The organism is Polaromonas sp. (assembly GCF_031411155.1).
Taxonomy (GTDB): domain Bacteria; phylum Pseudomonadota; class Gammaproteobacteria; order Burkholderiales; family Burkholderiaceae_C; genus Polaromonas.
In genome coordinates, this window is record NZ_JANOAL010000265.1 from 1 (window position 1) to 17233 (window position 17233).

Annotated in this window: 15 protein-coding genes; 5 read left to right on the forward strand and 10 right to left on the reverse strand. The window is 62.7% G+C overall.

Going from position 1 to position 17233, the window contains the following annotated elements; all coding sequences use genetic code 11:
* The 4 genes from RMO23_RS15995 to RMO23_RS16010 all read right to left on the reverse strand — a co-directional run.
* A partial coding sequence (locus RMO23_RS15995) for a Na/Pi cotransporter family protein (protein WP_309683601.1) occupies positions 1-1316 on the reverse strand: 1316 nt, incomplete at its 3' end.
* A gap of 57 nt (positions 1317-1373) precedes the next feature.
* Complete coding sequence (lspA, locus tag RMO23_RS16000) at positions 1374-1874, reverse strand: signal peptidase II (RefSeq protein WP_309683604.1); 501 nt, start codon at positions 1872-1874, stop codon at positions 1374-1376.
* Between the two features lie 33 nt (positions 1875-1907).
* Positions 1908-4814, reverse strand: a complete 2907-nt coding sequence (gene ileS / locus RMO23_RS16005; protein ID WP_309683605.1) for an isoleucine--tRNA ligase — start codon at positions 4812-4814, stop codon at positions 1908-1910.
* A 111-nt stretch (positions 4815-4925) separates the two neighbouring features.
* Positions 4926-5900, reverse strand: coding sequence for a bifunctional riboflavin kinase/FAD synthetase (locus RMO23_RS16010; protein ID WP_309683607.1), 975 nt, complete (start codon positions 5898-5900; stop codon positions 4926-4928).
* A 172-nt stretch (positions 5901-6072) separates the two neighbouring features.
* On the opposite strand from RMO23_RS16010, the gene RMO23_RS16015 reads away from it, so the two are divergent.
* Positions 6073-6630 (forward strand): HNH endonuclease, encoded by a 558-nt coding sequence (locus RMO23_RS16015; protein WP_309683609.1) that lies wholly within the window; start codon positions 6073-6075, stop codon positions 6628-6630.
* Positions 6631-6679: 49 nt separating this feature from the next.
* Here RMO23_RS16015 and RMO23_RS16020 read toward each other — a convergent pair whose 3' ends face one another.
* Genes RMO23_RS16020 through RMO23_RS16030 form a run of 3 tightly spaced genes read right to left on the reverse strand, consistent with a single transcriptional unit; the run spans position 6680 to position 9742 of the window.
* Positions 6680-7795 (reverse strand): acyl-CoA dehydrogenase family protein, encoded by a 1116-nt coding sequence (locus RMO23_RS16020; RefSeq protein WP_309683611.1) that lies wholly within the window; start codon positions 7793-7795, stop codon positions 6680-6682.
* Between the two features lie 31 nt (positions 7796-7826).
* Positions 7827-9008, reverse strand: a complete 1182-nt coding sequence (locus tag RMO23_RS16025; protein WP_309683612.1) for an acyl-CoA dehydrogenase family protein — start codon at positions 9006-9008, stop codon at positions 7827-7829.
* A 50-nt stretch (positions 9009-9058) separates the two neighbouring features.
* Positions 9059-9742 (reverse strand): YceH family protein, encoded by a 684-nt coding sequence (locus tag RMO23_RS16030; RefSeq protein ID WP_309683614.1) that lies wholly within the window; start codon positions 9740-9742, stop codon positions 9059-9061.
* 27 nt (positions 9743-9769) lie between these two features.
* On the opposite strand from RMO23_RS16030, the gene purN reads away from it, so the two are divergent.
* Entirely contained in the window at positions 9770-10354 is a 585-nt protein-coding gene (gene purN, locus RMO23_RS16035) for a phosphoribosylglycinamide formyltransferase (RefSeq protein WP_309683623.1), read from the forward strand.
* 169 nt (positions 10355-10523) lie between these two features.
* Complete coding sequence (locus RMO23_RS16040) at positions 10524-11078, forward strand: fasciclin domain-containing protein (RefSeq protein ID WP_309683616.1); 555 nt, start codon at positions 10524-10526, stop codon at positions 11076-11078.
* Positions 11079-11142: 64 nt separating this feature from the next.
* On the opposite strand, the gene mdeB is transcribed toward RMO23_RS16040, so the two are convergent.
* The gene (gene mdeB, locus RMO23_RS16045) at positions 11143-13833 is read right to left on the reverse strand and encodes an alpha-ketoglutarate dehydrogenase (protein ID WP_309683618.1); all 2691 of its coding nucleotides are present in this window, start codon (positions 13831-13833) and stop codon (positions 11143-11145) included.
* A 105-nt stretch (positions 13834-13938) separates the two neighbouring features.
* Here mdeB and RMO23_RS16050 point away from each other — a divergent pair, with 105 nt between their 5' ends.
* Together RMO23_RS16050 and RMO23_RS16055 are read left to right on the forward strand one after the other, a co-directional pair.
* Positions 13939-14436 carry an Lrp/AsnC family transcriptional regulator gene (locus RMO23_RS16050; RefSeq protein WP_309683624.1) on the forward strand — a complete coding sequence of 166 codons (498 nt, stop codon included), beginning with the start codon at positions 13939-13941 and terminating at the stop codon, positions 14434-14436.
* A gap of 180 nt (positions 14437-14616) precedes the next feature.
* Positions 14617-15135, forward strand: coding sequence for a hypothetical protein (locus RMO23_RS16055; RefSeq protein ID WP_309683620.1), 519 nt, complete (start codon positions 14617-14619; stop codon positions 15133-15135).
* 146 nt (positions 15136-15281) lie between these two features.
* Here RMO23_RS16055 and RMO23_RS16060 read toward each other — a convergent pair whose 3' ends face one another.
* Positions 15282-15827 (reverse strand): phasin family protein, encoded by a 546-nt coding sequence (locus tag RMO23_RS16060; RefSeq protein ID WP_309683622.1) that lies wholly within the window; start codon positions 15825-15827, stop codon positions 15282-15284.
* A gap of 370 nt (positions 15828-16197) precedes the next feature.
* On the reverse strand, positions 16198-17233 hold a 1036-nt coding region (locus RMO23_RS16065; protein ID WP_405041616.1), incomplete at its 5' end, for an EF-Tu/IF-2/RF-3 family GTPase.

Genomic DNA, 17233 nt, shown 5'->3' on the forward strand with positions numbered 1-17233 from the left:
TCCGAGAAATGGCGGCCCGGCCTGATTTTCTTGTCTTCAATGTCAATCAGCACCCGCTCGATGATGTCGCCGATCTGCTCCATGTTGATGGTGAAACTGATGATGTCGGTCCAGCGCCGGCTTTCGGCTTCGCCCAGCGCCTCGCGCGAGATTTTCGTCAGGTAGTACTTGATGGACGAATACAGCTCGTCTACCGTGTCGTCCATCTTGCGCAAGTCCTCGGCCTGTTTCAGGTCGTCCTTGCGGATCACTTCGAGCATGCCGCGCAGCATGGTTTCGACCACATCGGCCTGGTGCAGCGCCTCACGCGCAGCGCACGAGATCGCCAGTGAAGGCGTGGACAGGGCCGACGGATCGAGGTGGTGCGGCCGGCCGTTGCTGGCTGTCCTGTCGGGTTTGGGCAGCAGTTTTTCGACCCAGCGGGCAATCACCTGCGTCCAGCCAATGAACACCAGGCCCACCAGCAGGTTGAAGGCCAGGTGATACAGCACCACCACGGTGGCCGGCTCGCCCAGGTAGGGCCGCACATACTGCAGCCACAGGCCCAGAAACGGCGCCGCAATGGCCACACCCAGCAGCTTGAACAGCAAATTGCCCAGCGGCACCTGCCGCACCTGCACCACGGAGCGTAGCGTGGTCAGCACCGCCAGCAGGCCGCTGCCCAGGTTGGCGCCCAGCACCAGGCCCAGCGCCACGTCCAGCGGAATGACGTTGGAGGAGGCCAGTGTGGCGGTGAGCAGCACAATCGCCAGGCTTGAATAAGACGCCACCGACAAAAACGCGCCGACGGTAATTTCCAGCAGGCGGTCGCTGGTCAGCGTGCCCAGCAACAGCTTGACCGCTGGCGCCTGCGTCAGCACTTCGGTGGACGCGCTGACGAGCCGCAGCGCCAGCAGCATCAGGCCCAGGCCAATCAGGACGCGGCCAAAGCGACCGGTGTTGGTGTCTTGCCGCGAGATGAACAGCACCACGCCGACAAAGATAAACAACGGCGACAGCCAGGACAGGTCAAACGAGAACACCACCGCCATCAGGCTGGTGCCAATGTCTGCGCCCAGCATCACGGCCAGCGCCAGCGGCAGCGCCACCAGGCCCTGGCCGACGAAGGAGGAAATGATGAGGGAGGTCGCGGTGCTGGACTGCACCAGGGCGGTGACGCCAATGCCGGAGACGGCCGCTGTCAGCCGGTTGCTGATGCTGCGCGCCAGCACATGGCGCAGATTGGCGCCAAACACCCGCAGGATGCCGGTACGTACAAGTTGGGTGCCCCAGACCAGCAGCGCAATGGCTGCCAACAGATTCAACAGATGCTTCATATTTTCAGGATTGACTATACGCGTGGCGCCGGCCCGCGCAGAGAGTCTTAACCCTGACTATTTGGCTTTTCGCACCCGGCGAAGCTCATCGAGAATCAGGAAAACCGCGCCCACGGTGATGGCGCTGTCAGCCACGTTGAAGGCCGGGAAGTGCCGGCCCGCGTAGTGAAAGTCGAGAAAGTCCACCACATAGCCGTGCAGGCTGCGGTCAATCACATTGCCGAGCGCGCCGCCCAGAATGCAGGCCAGCGCGAACGAAAACAGCTTTTGGCCTGCGTGCGACTTGAGCATCCAGACGATGAACAGCGCCGCCGCAATGCCGATGGCGGTAAAAAACCAGCGCTGCCAGCCCGAGGCCGAAGCCAGAAACGAAAACGCCGCGCCGCTGTTATGCACCCGCACCACGTTGAAAAAACTCGTCACATAGGTGGCGTCACCGAGGCGGTAGTAGCCCAGGATCAGGATCTTGGTGAACTGGTCGGCCATCAGCAGAAGCAGCGCCAGCCCGAGCCAGGGCAGCATGCCGCCCGATGTTTTGGAAAAATTGGTTTTGGCCATCAAGAACAATAGTTGAGCGTCAAGCGTTTTGCATCAAGCGAACTGGCGGTCTTCGCCGGCGCCGTAAAGGTTGCTGGTGCAGCGGCCGCAAATCGTCGGGTGGGCGGGGTTGATGCCGACGTCCGCGCGGTAGTGCCAGCAGCGCTCGCATTTGGTATCAAAACTGGCGCTAACCCTTGTGGAAAGCGAGTATCCAGCTATCAAATCAATAGCGGAGGTGATGAAAACGAACTTCAGATCATCGCCCAGGCTTCCCAGCAGCGCATGGTCGTCGGCATTCACCTCCAGCGCCACATTGGCCTGCAGCGACGAGCCGACCTTGCCGTCGGCACGCAGCGCTTCAATGTCCTTGTTCACCGCATCGCGAAGCTCGCGGATGCGCGCCCATTTGGCGAGCAGGGCGTCGTCCTGCGCTTTGAACCCGGCGTAGGTTTCCAGAAAGATCGATTCCGACTCGCCGAATACCTTCCAGGCTTCCTCGGCGGTGAAGCTCAGGAACGGCGCCATCCAGCGCAGCATGGCGTGCGTGATCTGGTGCAAGGCCGTTTGCGCGCTGCGGCGCGCCAGCGACTTGGGCGCACTGGTGTAGAGCCGGTCTTTCAGGATGTCGAGGTAAAACGAGCCCAGGTCTTCGCTGCAATAAATCTGCAGTTTGGAAACAACCGGGTGAAATTCATACACCTCGTAGTGCGCCAGAATATCGGCCTGCAACTGGGCTGCCCTGGACAGCGCATAGCGGTCGATCTCCAGCATTTCGTCAAACGGCACGGCGTCCTTGGCCGGGTCGAAGTCGCTGACGTTGGCCATCAGAAAGCGCAGCGTGTTGCGGATGCGGCGGTAGGCATCGACCACGCGCGCCAGAATCTTGTCGTCAATGCCCAGGTCGCCCGAGTAATCGGTCGAGGCGCACCAGAGCCGAATAATCTCGGCGCCCAGCTTGCCGGAGACCTCTTGCGGCGCCACCACATTGCCTTCGCTCTTGCTCATCTTGCGGCCCTTGCCGTCCACCGTGAAGCCGTGCGTCAGCAGGCCCTTGTAGGGCGCGTGGTCGTACATGGCGCAGGCCGTGAGCAGCGACGAGTGAAACCAGCCGCGGTGCTGGTCATGGCCTTCCAGGTACAGGTCGGCCGGCCAGGTCGATTGCGCCGCATGGCTGTGCCGCAGCACATGATCGTGCGTGGTGCCCGAGTCAAACCAGACATCGAGAATGTCGGTGCTCTTGATGTAGTCAGGCGCGTCCGCGCCGATGATGGATTCGGCGCTGGCCTTGCTCCAGGCCTCGACGCCACCCGCCTCGACCATGCGGGCCGCCTGGTCCATGATCTCCATGGTGCGCGGGTGCAGCTCGCCGGTGGCGGTGTGGATGAAAAAGGGCAGCGGCACGCCCCAGTTGCGCTGGCGGCTGATGCACCAGTCGGGCCGGCCGGCAATCATGTCGCGCAGCCGGGTCTTGCCGTTCTCCGGATAAAAACGGGTTTCCTCGATCGCGGCCAGGGCCAGCTGGCGCAGGGTTTTGCCAGCCTTGTCCTGGGTGAAAACGCCTTCGCCTTCGTCCATGCGTACAAACCACTGGGCCGCCGCGCGGTAGATCACCGGGGTTTTGTGGCGCCAGCAGTGCGGGTAGCTGTGCACGATGTCCTGGGTCGCAAACAGGCGGCCATGTTCGCGCAGCTTGTCGATGACCAGCGGCGCGGCCTTCCAGATGTTGAGGCCGCCAAACAGAGGCAGCTCATCGACATAACGGCCGTTGCCCTGCACCGGGTTCAGGATGTCGTCGATGGCAATTCCGTTGGCGACGCAGGAGTTAAAGTCTTCCACGCCGTAGGCGGGCGACGAATGCACGATACCCGTGCCATCGTCGGCGGTGGCGTAGTCGGCCAGGAACACCGGGCTCAGGCGCCTGTAGCCAGCATCCACGTCATAAAACGGGTGCATGAAATTGAGCAGTGCCAGTTTTTTGCCCTGCGTGGTGGCCAATATTTTTCCGTTATCGGTGCCCGTGAGCTGGTAGCGCTCCATGCACTTTTCAACCAGCGACTCGGCCAGCAGCAAAATGCCGCGCTCGGTGTCGACCAGCGCGTAGGTCAGCTCCGGGTTTAAATTGAGCGCCTGGTTGGCCGGAATGGTCCAGGCCGTGGTGGTCCAGATCACGGCGAACGCGTCCTTGGCCAGGCTTTTGAGACCAAAGGCGGCCGCCAGCTTGTCGGGTTCGGCGCATTTGAAGCCGACGTCCAGCGTCTGCGATTTTTTGTCGGCGTATTCAATCTCGAACTCGGCCAGCGACGAACCGCAGTCAAAGCACCAGTACACGGGTTTCAGGCCCCGGTAGACAAAGCCGCGCTCCATGATGCGTTTGAGCGCGCGGATTTCATTGGCTTCGTTGCCGAAGTCCATGGTGCGGTAGGGGTTGTCCCACTCGCCCAGCACGCCCAGGCGCTTGAAGTCTTCCATCTGGCCGGCGATCTGCTCGGTGGCGAAGGCGCGGCATTTGGCTTGCACTTCGGCGCGGGCAGTCAGGGGCGACGGGCCGCTCCCGAGGCCCTGAGCAGCCCCCTCGGGGGGCAGGACGCCCGCGGCGGACGTGGGGGCCACTTTTTTGCCATACAGTTTTTCGATGGCGTTTTCAATCGGCAGGCCGTGGCAGTCCCAGCCCGGCACGTAAATCGCGTCCAGGCCCTTGAGCTGGCGCGCCTTGACGATCATGTCCTTCAGGATCTTGTTGACCGCGTGGCCAATGTGAATCTTGCCGTTGGCGTAGGGCGGGCCGTCGTGCAGCACAAACTTGGGCGCGCCGCAGCGCGCGTCGCGCAGCTTTTTGTAAATGCCTTTTTCGTCCCATTCCTGGACCCAGCCCGCCTCGCGCTTGGGCAGGTCGCCGCGCATCGGGAAGGGCGTGTCGGGCAGGTTCAGGGTCTGGCGGTAGTCGACTTTTTCGGTCATGTTGAAATTCGTGGAGGCAAACTTGGGGGCGATGAGGGGCAGTCTTCAAGACCCCTTCGAACAATCCCTGCGGCGCAGGGGCGAATGGTGAGAGCGGGGCGCAGTGCCCCGTCAAATTCGCGCAGCGAAAAAGGCGCGCGCCTCGGCGCAGTCTTTGGTGATGCCCTGCGTCAGGGCGTCCAGACCGTCGTACTTCAGCTCGTCGTGCAGTTTATGTAGCAGTTCCACCCGGATAATTTTACCGTAAGCCCCCTCGGGGCCCAAGGCGGCGGGCCACTCCAGGCAGTGGGTCTCCAGCAGCACGCGCCCGCCGTTGGCATCCTGCGGGTCCAGCGACGGGCGAATCCCCAGATTGGCCACGCCGGGCAGGGGCTGCTCAGTCAGGCCATGCACATGCACCGCAAAAATCCCGCTGGCCGCCGGCTTCCAGTGGGCAAAGCGCAGGTTCAGGGTGCGAAACCCGAGGTCGCGGCCGAGTTTTCGGCCATGCACCACATGGCCCGAAATGCTGTAGGGCCGGCCCAGCAGGCTGGCTACCTCGTCCATCTGGCCGCGCCCCAGCGCGCTGCGCACCGCCGAGCTGGAGACGCGGGTGCCGTGCACCTCGTAACTGTTCATGCGGGCCACGTCAAAACCCAGGCCTTCACCGGCCGCGTCGAGCAGGGCGTAGTCGCCCGCGCGTTTGCTGCCAAAGCGAAAGTCATCGCCCACCAGTACGTATTTGGCGCCCAGGCCGGTTGCCAGCACATCCCGCATGAAGGCCTCGGGTGACAGCGCGGCCAGGGTGGCGTCAAAGGGCAGCACCACGCACTGGTCGATGCCGCAGCGCGCCAGTTCGGTCAGCTTGTCGCGCAGGGTGGCGATGCGGGCCGGCGCCAGCTCGGGTTTGCGGGCCAGGGCGGCAAAATAATCGCGCGGGTGCGGCTCAAACGTCATGGCGCAACTGGGCACGCCGCGGTGCTGGGCCTCGCTCTTGAGCAGGGCCAGCATGGCCTGATGACCGCGGTGCACGCCGTCGAAATTGCCAATCGTCAGGGCGCAAGCGGGTGCCAGCTGGGGGTGGTGGTAGCCGCGAAAGGTCTTCATGGGGCAATTATCGTTTTTATAGCGTCAGCATCAGCTATGCGTAGGCGCCGACGCGGTCTGAGGGTGCTGGACGACAGGCTGCAAGCAGTTTGTCATGATTTCGCTGTATATTGAGGAATAGCCAGCCAGATTTCCTGTTTTCATGCGTCATTCACCCGGGTGGAGGTTCGTTTTGAAGGTCTTGAAGCTCTCAGCGCAAGGATTGCCACAGTCGTGGATCAGCCTTGAAGAAGCCGTGTTGCATTACGCGGCGGATGAAGTGCGCTGGGAGATGGGTGCGCGGGTCGCTACCTTTCATGGCGGCCACAACGCCATCACCGGCATCCAGTCGGTGATCTCGATCAACAGCATCATTGGCACCAAGGGCGTGCCCAATATCAACCCGTTTGACCTGAAACCCGGCCTGACCAACAGCAAGCTGTTTGCGCGTGACCGCAATGTGTGCGCCTACTGCGGCGGGCATTTCCATGAAGAAGACCTGACGCGCGAGCACATCATTCCGTTTGCCCAGAACGGCGTCGACATCTGGATGAACGTGGTGACCGCCTGCCGCGCCTGCAACCACCGCAAAAGCAGCCGCACGCCCGAGCAGGCCCACATGCCGCTGCTGTACACGCCCTATGTGCCCAGCCTGTGGGAGGACTTCATCCTGCGCAACCGCCGCATCCTGGCCGACCAGATGGAGTTTTTGATGGCGCACATTCCGAAGACGTCACGCCTGCACGCGTGACGCCTCCAGATTCATCACGCCTGCACGCGTGAGCGCTTCGGGCAATACTTCAGGCAAACACGCCCGCCGTATCCTGCATCTGGCTCGACACCTCGCCCAGCTGGTGCAGTGTGTCGCCAAAGCTCATTTCGAGCTGGGTCAGTTTCTTGAAGTAGTGGCTCACGATGTACTCGTCGGTCACGCCAATGCCGCCGTGCAGCTGCACCGCCTGCTGGCCGACAAAGCGCATGGAAACCCCCAGCTGGTACTTGGCGCGCGCCATGGCACGGCGGCGCTCGTCGGCCGGTGCATTGAGCTTGAGCGAGGCGTAGTAGCTCATGGAGCGGGCCAGCTCCAGCTGCATCTTCATGTCGGCGACGCGGTGGCGCAGCGCCTGAAAGCTGCTGATGACCACGCCAAACTGCTTGCGGGTGTTCATGTATTCCACCGTCACGGCCAGGGTCTTGTCCATCACGCCGACGGCTTCGGCGCAGCTGGCGGCAATGCCGATGTCCACCGCATGATGCAGGGCGACCAGGCCTTCCAGCGTGACGAGGCTGGCCGGGGCGTTGTTGAACGTCACTTCTGCGGCGCGCGCGCCGTCTTGCGTGCGGTAGCCCTGGGCGCTGACGCCAGCGGCCGTGCGCTCCACCAGAAACAGCGCCAGCTGGCCGTCGGCCAGCGCCGGCACGATGAAGGCATCGGCGTGGTCGCCGGCGGGCACTATGCTTTTTGTAGCACTCAGAACCCATGAATCCTGGGCTAACGTCGCTTTTGCTTCACATTTGTCGAATTTGTAGCGGGCTGCGCGCTCCTGGTATGCCAGCACCATCAGGCTTTCGCCCGAAGCGATTTTTGGCAGCCAGTCAGCCTTGACGGCGGCTGGCGCATAGCCGGCCAGCACGGCGCCAGCGATCAGGGTCTGGGCCAAAGGCTCCAGCACCATGCCGCGCCCCAGCTCCTCCATCACCACCATGCCTTCCACCGGCCCCATGCCGAGTCCGCCATCGGCCTCGGGAATGTAAAGGCCGGTCAGTCCGAGTTCAGCCAGCTGGCCGTAGGCCTCGCGCGAGAAACCGCCGGTCTTGACGATGGCGCGGCGGCGTTCAAAGTCATAGCCCCTGTCTACCCACTTGCGCACCGCGTCGCGCAGCTGTTCCTGGTCGTCCGTGAAATCGAAATTCATGATGTGTTCCTTTAACCGGCTCTAGTCCGCTTTAACCCAGGACGACTTGCGCCACGATATTTCGCTGCACTTCGTTGGAGCCGCCGTAAATTGTGGTCTTGCGCAGGTTGAAATAGCTCGAGGCCAGCGGCGCATCGGCCACCAGGCCACCCGGGAAGTTGCCCTGCCAGCCTGCTTCCATGGCTTCCTCGATAAACGGCAGGCTATAGGGGCCGGCGGCCAGCATCATGAGTTCGCTGTAGCGCTGCTGGATTTCGCTGCCGCGGATTTTGAGCAGGCCGGCAATGTCGAGCGAGTTTTTGCCCGATTTTTCGGCCGACAGCACCCGCAGCACCAGCATTTCGAGCGCCACCACGTCGACTTCGAGCTTGGCGATTTCATCGCGAAAACGGCTGTCGTCATACACGCCTTCGGCCCTGGCAATGCGCTTGAGGCGCTCCAGCTCGCGCTTGGAGCGGTTCACGTCGGCGATGTTGGTGCGCTCGTGGCTGAGCAGGTGCTTGGCGTAGGTCCAGCCCTTGTTTTCCTCGCCAATCAGGTTCTCTAGCGGCACTTCGACGTTGTCGAACCAGACCTCATTGACCTCGGCCTCGCCGTCGAGCAGCACGATGGGCCGCACCGTGACGCCGGGCGACTTCATGTCGATCAGCAAAAAGCTGATGCCGGTCTGCGGCTTGCCTTCGTTGCTGGTGCGCACCAGGCAAAAAATCCATTCGCCGTACTGGCCCAGCGTGGTCCAGGTTTTCTGGCCGTTGACGATGTATTTGTCGCCCTGACGCTCGGCTTTGCATTTGACCGAGGCCAGGTCAGAGCCCGAACCCGGCTCGCTGTAGCCCTGGCTCCACCAGACCTCACCGCTGGCAATGCCGGGCAAAAAGCGCTTTTGCTGCTCGGCATTGCCAAAGGCCATGATGACGGGCGCGACCATGACCGGGCCGAATGGCACGACGCGCGGCGCGCCAGCCAGCGCGCATTCTTCTTCAAACAGATGTTTTTGCACCGCGTTCCAGCCGGGGCCGCCAAATTCTTTGGGCCAGCCGTGACCGAGCCAGCCTTTGGCGCCGAGAATCTTGGCCCAGCGCTGCAGGTCGTCACGCGACAGGCGCAGGGCGTTGTGCACCTTGTGCGAAATATCGGCCGGCAGGTTGGCGTGAACCCAGGCGCGGATCTGTTCGCGAAAGGCCTGCTCTTCAGGGGTGAAAGCTAAATCCATGGTGATTTCTCCAATCCGGCATTTTTAGCACGGCTGACCCCGGCGCTCTGTCAGGCTTGAGACAGCCCCAGTTCCTTGTACACATGGGCCAACTGGCCTTGCAACTGGCTGACCTGGCTTTCCAGCAGGGCGATGCGCTGCTCCAGACGCTCGGCCTGGCCCAGGGACACCGGTTCTGCTTCCAAATCGATAGCGCCCTGCGCAGTACTGGCGTGGGCGAACGGCATTAAAAGCCCCTCACCGCAGAGCAGATGGGCCCAGCGCTGCTCGCGCATGCCGGTGGCCCTGGGCAGTTGCAGCACCATGGCCACGCCGCCGTCCTCGCCGCGCGCCTTGAGCTCGGCCAGCGTGCCCTCAACACTGGCAATGTCGGCAAATTTGTACCAGCGCTCGCTGCTGATGCGCAGCTCGCCGGGGGTTTGCGGGCCGCGCAGCATCAGCAGGCCGAGCAACACCGCCTGCGGCTCGTTCACCGCAAAGCCGCGCTGGAAATTGTGCTCAAAACGCGGCACCCGGCTGGAACTGGCTTCAAACACCAGGCTTTGCGCCTTGAGCGCGTCAATCGCCTGCTGCGCCTCGGGCTCCGACAGCTCCATCACCGGGTCGCGGCTGGTTTTCTGGTTGCAGCCCAGCAACAGGGCGTTGAGCGACAGCGGGTAGCTGTCGGGCACGGTGCGGGCTTTTTCCATCAGGGTGCCCAGCACGCGGGCTTCATTCGCAGTCAAAATTCTCATGGCGATAATCTTAAGACAATGATGCCAATGAAAAACATCGTGATTCTGATTTCGGGCAGCGGCTCCAACATGGCCGCGATTGCCCGGGCCGCGCAAAAGGAAGGCTGGCAGGACAGTCTCGGCGTGCGGGTCGCCGCCGTGGTCAGCAACAAGCCGGATGCGCCAGGCCTGGCGCTGGCCAAAGACCAGGGCATGCCCACGGAGGTGCTGCCGCACAAGTCGTTTGAATCGCGCGACGCGTTTGACACCGCCCTGATGGCCCGCATCGACCGCCACGCGCCGCAACTGGTGGTGCTGGCGGGCTTCATGCGCATCCTGACGCCGGCCTTTGTGCAGCACTACGCGGGCCGTCTGATCAATATCCATCCGTCGCTGCTCCCGGCGTTTACCGGCCTCAACACGCACCAGCGTGCGATTGATGCCGGCTGCCGGGTGGCCGGTGCCACGGTGCACCAGGTCACGGCCGAGCTGGACCATGGCGCCTGCCTGGCGCAGGCCGTGGTGCCGGTGCTGCCCGGCGACACCGCAGCCGCGCTGGCGGCGCGTGTGCTGACGCAGGAACACCTGATTTATCCGCGGGCGGTGCGTGCTTTTTTTGAGCGCGCCGCCTGATGGCTGAAGGCGCGGCGCGTTACCTTTTTTTACCTGTGATGTCCTGACTTTGCGGTCTTGACCAAGCGGCCGCTGAATCCACCGGGCCCTGCGCCCCGTATTCATTGCAGCCACTCAGAAATCATGCTGATTTCGGCTTTGGTCTTAACTTCAACCTCAAGGAATTCACATGCAAAGCAAACACAAACTCGCTTCCATCGGTCTGGCCGTGATGCTGGGCCTGGGCGCTGCCTCAGCGTTCGCCCAGGTCATGGTCGGCGGCGCGCCCATGCTGGCGTCCAAGGACATCATCGACAACGCCGTCAACTCCAAGGATCACACCACGCTGGTGGCGGCGGTCAAGGCGGCAGGCCTGGTGGAAACGCTGAAAGGCCCCGGCCCGTTTACCGTGTTTGCGCCGACCAACGCCGCGTTTGCCGCGCTGCCCGCCGGCACGGTAGACACCCTGCTCAAGCCAGACAACAAGGGCATGTTGACCGGCATCCTGACTTACCACGTGGTGGCCGGCAAGATGGACGCCGCCATGCTGACCAAGGCGATTGCCGATGGCGGCGGCAAGGCCATGCTCAAGACCGTGGCCGGTGGCAACCTGACGGCTACCTCGGCCATGGGCGGCGTGATGATTGCCGACGAAAAAGGCGGCTCGGCCAAGGTCGCGATTGCCGACGTGTACCAGTCCAACGGCGTGATTCACGTGGTCGACAAGGTGCTGTTGCCCAGGTAACTGGCGCGCTTGCCGCGTGCTCCGATGAAAGCCCGCAGCCGGTTCGCGCCGCCCGCGGGTTTTTTTACGAAGTCTTCAGCAGGTGCAGCGCCGCCTGGACGATGCGCTGCGCATTGACGCCAAAAAACGCGCGCAGGGCGGCGCGCGTGTCGCTGCGGCCAAAGCCGTCGGTGCCCAGGGTCAGGTAGCGGCGGCCTTCGGGCACAAAGGCGCGGATGCTTTCGGGCACGGCGCGCACGTAGTCGGTGGCGGCAATGATGGGGCCGTGGCTGATGCGCAGTTGCTGCGCGATGAAGGGCTGGTCCGGGTTCGCATCGCCGTTCAATGCTGCCTGCTGGCAGGCCGCACCATCGCGCGCCAGCTCGCTCCAGCTGGTCACGCTGTACACCGTGGCATCGACACCTTGCGCCGCCAGCAGTTCCGCCGCCTTGATGACTTCCGTCAGGATCGCGCCCGAGCCCAAAAGCGTGACCTGGACCGGTTTTGAGGGTGTTTCAGGGCTCTGGCCCTTATTTAATAGGCGTGAATAGCTATTAAATTGATAGCAACCGCGAATCATGTCGGCCTCTGCCCCGGCGCGCAAATCGGGCTGGGCGTAGTTCTCGTTCATCATCGTCACGTAATAAAACACGTCCCGCTGCTCCACCATCATCTCGCGCATGCCGTGGTCGATGATGACGGCCAGCTCGCAGGCAAAGGCCGGGTCATAGGCCTTGCAATTGGGAATGGTCGCCGCCATCAGATGGCTGCTGCCGTCCTGGTGCTGCAGGCCTTCGCCGCCCAGCGTGGTGCGGCCCGAGGTGGCGCCGAGCAGGAAGCCGCGCGCGCGCTGGTCGGCGGCGGCCCAGATCTGGTCGCCGACGCGCTGAAAGCCGAACATCGAGTAGTAGATGTAAAACGGCAGCGTCGCCAGGCCATGCACGCTGTAGCTGGTGGCCGCCGCCGTCCAGCTTGCCAGCGCGCCGGCTTCGCTGATGCCTTCTTCCAGAATCTGCCCATCCAGCGCCTCGCGGTAGCTCAGCACCGAGCCGATGTCTTCGGGCGCATAGCGCTGGCCCACGCTGGAATAGATACCGACCTGCTTGAACAGGTTGGCCATGCCGAAGGTGCGCGCCTCGTCGGCCACGATGGGCACGATTTTTGGCCCCAGCGCCGGGTCCTTCAGCAGGCCGCCCAGCATGCGCACAAAGGCCATGGTGGTGCTCATCTCCTTGCCATCGGCGGCCAGCGCAAACTGCGCATAGGCGGGCAGGGCGGGAATCGGCACCACCGCTGCCGCCGATTCGCGCCGCGGCAGGTAGCCGCCCAGCGCCTGGCGTTTGGCGTGCAGGTACTGCATCTCGGCGCTCTCTGGCGCGGGCTTGTAAAAGGCGATGGCCTTGGCCTGCTCGTCGCTCAAGGGCAGGTTGAAGCGGTTGCGAAACTCCAGCAGCTCGGTTTCATCAAACTTCTTTTGCGAGTGCGTGGTCATCTTGCCCTGGCCGGCGCTGCCCATGCCGTAGCCTTTCTTGGTGTGCGCCAGAATCACCGTGGGCTGGCCGGTGTGATTCGCCGCCGCCGCGTAGGCGGCATGGATTTTCACCAGGTCGTGGCCGCCGCGCTTGAGGCGGTCGATCTGCTCGTCGGTCATGCCCTGGGCCAGCCGCGCCAGTTCGGCGTTCTGACCAAAGAAATTGTCGCGATTAAAGCGCCCGTCCTTGGCGGCAAAGGTCTGCATCTGGCCGTCCACCGTGTGGCCAAAGGCCTGCGTCAGTGCGCCCGTCAGGTCGCGCGCAAACAGGCCGTCCCAGTCACTGCCCCAGACCAGCTTGATGACGTTCCAGCCGGCGCCGGCAAACAGTTTTTCCAGCTCGTCGATGATGCGGCCATTGCCGCGCACCGGGCCGTCGAGGCGCTGCAGGTTGCAGTTGACGACCCAGACCAGGTTGTCCAGGCCCTCGCGCGCGGCCAGGGTCAGCGCACTCATCGATTCGGGCTCGTCCATTTCGCCATCGCCAAACACGCCCCAGACTTTGCGCTGGCTGCAATCGAGCAGCCGCCGGTGCGTGAGGTAGCGCATGAAACGCGCGTGGTAAATCGAGCTGATCGGGCCTATGCCCATGGAGCCAGTCGGGAACTGCCAGAAATCCGGCATCAAATAGGGGTGCGGGTAGCTGCACAGGCCCTGCGCGTCATGGCCGGGTGCGGTCAGCTCCTGGCGGTAAAAGCTCAGGTCTTTTTCGCTCAGGCGTCCCTCGAGGTAGGCGCGCGCATAGACGCCGGGCGCGCTGTGCGGCTGAAAGAACACCAGGTCGCCGCGGTGCTGGCCTTGGCCGGTGCCCTCGCGCGCATGAAAGAAATGGTTGAAGCCGGTTTCAAACAGGTCGGCGGCGCTGGCGTAGCTGGCGATGTGGCCGCCCAGCTCGCTGGAGCCGCCCGATTCGGCCTGGTTGGCGCGCACCACCATGGCCAGCGCGTTCCAGCGCATCAGCGAGGCCAGCCGCTCTTCCAGCGCCAGGTCGCCCGGAAACACCGGCTGTTCGTCGACTGCAATCGTGTTTTGGTAAGGCGTGCATAACTCGGGCTGCCAGCCGATGCGCTGCTGGCGCGCCAGCCGGGCCAGCTCGTCCAGCATTTGCCGCGCCCGGCCGGCGCCCTGGGTCGCGGCCAGGTCGGCAAAGGCCTCGCGCCATTCGTCGGTTTCCTGCGGGTCGGGGTCTGGCGTGAGAGCGGCGGCGGTTTGCATCAGGAGATGGTGGGGTGTGGAATCGTTCATGGCCACTCCACTGTACGCAATCCGGGGCAAAAGGGGGTGCCTGAATATGGCGGCCAATGGCGTGTCGGCAGCATAAAATGCTGCAAAATCAATAAATTACAGATGATGCAACTCGATAACCTGGATCTGAAAATTCTTCACGAACTTCAGCGCGACGGCTCGCTGTCCAACGTGGAACTGGCCCGGCGCGTGCATTTAAGCCCGTCACCCTGCCTGGCGCGTGTGAAGGCGCTGGAAGCCGCCGGGGTGATAGACCGCTACGTGGCGATTTGCCATGCGGCCGCGCTCGGGCTCGGGCTGACCGTGTTTATCTCCATCAGCCTGCGTTCGCAAAACAAGGAGACGCTGGCCGAATTTGAACGCCGCATCGCCGAGCATGACGAGGTGATGGAATGCTATTTGATGACCGGCGACAGCGACTACCTGATTCGCGTGGCGGTGGCGGACATGGGTGCGCTCGAAAAATTCATTCTGGAGCAGCTGTCGCCGATTGCCGGCATTGAAAAAATCCGCTCCAGCTTTGCGCTGAAACAGGTGCGCTACAAAACCGCCTTGCCGCTGCCCGCGATCAAACGCCCGCCGAGTTCCTTGGCTGTTGGCTAATTGGCCCAGGCGCAGAGTGCTGAATTCAAGCCCTTGCGTGCGCTGGCGCACATACTGGCGGGCAGCCGGCTCGTAACATGGCCCCCGACCTAGCTGACATGGCGGTCATGCGCATCCGTGGAGGAGAAATTTTCTAGCTGGGTTGCCCGCGCATCGCCTTATTAACCACCAGAGAATGAAATGATTGTGTCCGAATCACCGCCAAGCTTTTACCGAACCGCCCTGAATTTTGCCCTCGAATACAACCATGTGCTGCTGCAGGGTGCGCAGCGGGTTCGACGCTATCAGATTGAGCAGATTGACGCTGCCATGGCCGACTATGGCAAGTTGTCCCGGAAGCTGGATCAGGCCTTCAATTCAGAGCAATTGCTGACGACGGGCCCAGAACTGGCGGTCGGCCAGCTAGAGCGAAGCTTGGGCTACTGGAATGGTCTGAGCAGCCTGCTGGGACAGAACCAGCTCGAACTGGCTGGGGTATTCCAGAGTCGCACGGCTGAACTCGCAGACAGCGTGAAGCAGCAGCTTGACCAAGCCTCCGGCGCAATCCCCGTGCCGCTGGCCGCAACCCTCAACAGGGTGGCTGAAGTGGTCCACAACACCCTGATAACGGCGCAGCAATTAATGCCTTCGCCACAGCCGATCGGCGCACGGCACCCTGGTCGGGGCCAGCACGCGGCAGAGCCCCGCGCGCAGCACTGACCGATTCAGCGCGCTGGCCGCCCATGGTGCCGGCGCCCGCGGATGCGTGCCATGACAACCGCATCCGCCACCCCGGTCACCTTTTACAAACACAAACGGCACCCGCAGGTGCCGTTCGATAGTCACTGCCCGCTGGCAGTTGGCAATTAAGCTACCTTGGTGGCTTTCTTAACTGCATCGACTGCTTGCGTGGCCGCTGCCGTGAAGTTTGACTGAGCCGCTTCCACAGCCTTTTTGGCTGAAGTCTGGGCCGACTCGACGGCGGACTGACCGGCGGTCAAAGCGCTCTTGAAAGCGGCAACAGCGGATTCGCTTCCAGCGGGAGCGTGCTTTGCAAGGTTTTCCACCGCGTCGCTAAACGCGTTTTGGGCTTCGGCCGTCTTGGCTTCTACGGTTTTTGTGAATTCTGCGCTGCTACCAGAAGCAATGGCCTGAATGTGCTGAAAAAAGGCTGCGGATTTCTCGGCCAGAGGCTTCAGCGAAGCAGATTGCAGCGCCAGAAATTCTTGAGGATTTTTTGCGCCCAGAACGGCTTGCATATGGCTGAAGGACTCACCGAGGAGAGCCTTGGAGGCCTGCATGTTGAGTTCGACCAGCTTTTCGACGCCGGCAAACGCCTGGGTCGTCAGACCTTCAAGTGTTTGCAAATTGGCTTGGTTCGTGGCGATGAATTGTTCGGCGGTGTTGTTCATTTCAGTTTCCTTGGTTAATGGGGCAAATCGGGTGACGGTTCAACAAAAAGCCCGGTTGGGCAATTACTCATGTTGCACTGCAGCATGACATGAATTATAGGGATAACCCGGAAAAAAGGGGAAATTATGTTGCACTGCAGCAATCATTGGGGATGCCGCTCTAACATCACTGCGGAAGGGCGAGTCCGGTTGTCCTTGACGGCATGTCGCAAAACAGGGCACTTCGCCCGCTTTTGTGCTGCAGGGCTTTGGGCAAGCGCAGAGGGCAGCTTGATCTGATTTGAGGCCGGGTGATCGGATTCAGATCGGCATCTGCTATTAAAATAATAGCTGCCTGTGCCCATTTTTATTGGGCTAAGGCCGTAAAACGCTACATTTTTGACTGAAACACCAGCCCGGCGTGCTCGCGCAGCGCGTGGAACTTGATCTTGGGCCACTGCTGCTCCACCGCGCGCAGGGTCGCGCTGTGGTCCACCAGCAGGGTAGGCGCATCGACGGCGTCGAGCGCCACGCGGTGGGCGTTGGCGTCCATGAATTTCTTCAGCTCGTTCGCATCGTCGCTGGTCACCCAGCGCGCCAGGTTGAAGTTGCTGCCCATGATGCGGGCCTTGACGCCGTATTCATGCTCGAGACGGTGCGCGACCACCTCAAACTGCAACTGGCCGACCGCGCCCAGCAGCAGCAATGAACCGGCAATCGGCCGAAAGACCTGAATCGCGCCTTCTTCGCCAAGCTGCGTCAGCCCTGCGCGCAACTGCTTGCTGCGCAGTGGGTCAGCCACTTCCACGGCGCGAAACATTTCGGGCGCGAAGAAGGGCAGGCCAGTGAACTGCAAGGCTTCGCCTTCGGTCAGCGTGTCGCCCAGCTGCAGCACGCCGTGATTCGGAATGCCTATGATGTCGCCGGCAAAGGCGGTATCGAGCAGCTCGCGGCGCTGGCTCATGAAGCTGACCACGGTGTTGGGCCGCAGCTCCTTGCCGCTGCGCACCACCTTGAGCCGCATGCCGCGCGTGAACTCGCCGCTGGCGACGCGCAAGAAGGCGATGCGGTCGCGGTGCGCCGGGTCCATGTTGGCCTGGATCTTGAACACGACGCCGCTGAACTTCGGTTCTTCGGGGTGGACGATGCGCTGGATCGCCGCGCGATCCCCGGGCGGCGGGGCCAGGTCGACCAGCGCGTCCAGCACCTCCTGCACGCCGAAATTGTTGACCGCCGAGCCGAAGAACATCGGCGTCTGGCGGCCGGCCAGGAACTCGGCTTCGTCGAAGGCCGGCGCGGCGTCCTGCACCAGTTCCACCTCGCCAGCGGCCTGCTGGTAGGCCGCGCCGAAGCGGCTGGCCAGCAGCGGGTTGGCCAGGCTGTCGATGATCTCGTCGTTGTCGTTGGCGCGGTCCTCGCCGGGCTTG

Bases quoted from the DNA above. Each gene is read 5' to 3' on its own strand.
- lspA (WP_309683604.1), bottom strand. From the start codon at position 1,874: ATGGCCAAAACCAATTTTTCCAAAACATCGGGCGGCATGCTGCCCTGG.
- ileS (WP_309683605.1), bottom strand. From the start codon at position 4,814: ATGACCGAAAAAGTCGACTACCGCCAGACCCTGAACCTGCCCGACACG.
- RMO23_RS16010 (WP_309683607.1), bottom strand. From the start codon at position 5,900: ATGAAGACCTTTCGCGGCTACCACCACCCCCAGCTGGCACCCGCTTGC.
- RMO23_RS16020 (WP_309683611.1), bottom strand. From the start codon at position 7,795: ATGAATTTCGATTTCACGGACGACCAGGAACAGCTGCGCGACGCGGTG.
- RMO23_RS16025 (WP_309683612.1), bottom strand. From the start codon at position 9,008: ATGGATTTAGCTTTCACCCCTGAAGAGCAGGCCTTTCGCGAACAGATC.
- RMO23_RS16030 (WP_309683614.1), bottom strand. From the start codon at position 9,742: ATGAGAATTTTGACTGCGAATGAAGCCCGCGTGCTGGGCACCCTGATG.
- purN (WP_309683623.1), top strand. From the start codon at position 9,770: ATGAAAAACATCGTGATTCTGATTTCGGGCAGCGGCTCCAACATGGCC.
- RMO23_RS16040 (WP_309683616.1), top strand. From the start codon at position 10,524: ATGCAAAGCAAACACAAACTCGCTTCCATCGGTCTGGCCGTGATGCTG.
- mdeB (WP_309683618.1), bottom strand. From the start codon at position 13,833: ATGAACGATTCCACACCCCACCATCTCCTGATGCAAACCGCCGCCGCT.
- RMO23_RS16050 (WP_309683624.1), top strand. From the start codon at position 13,939: ATGCAACTCGATAACCTGGATCTGAAAATTCTTCACGAACTTCAGCGC.
- RMO23_RS16055 (WP_309683620.1), top strand. From the start codon at position 14,617: ATGATTGTGTCCGAATCACCGCCAAGCTTTTACCGAACCGCCCTGAAT.
- RMO23_RS16060 (WP_309683622.1), bottom strand. From the start codon at position 15,827: ATGAACAACACCGCCGAACAATTCATCGCCACGAACCAAGCCAATTTG.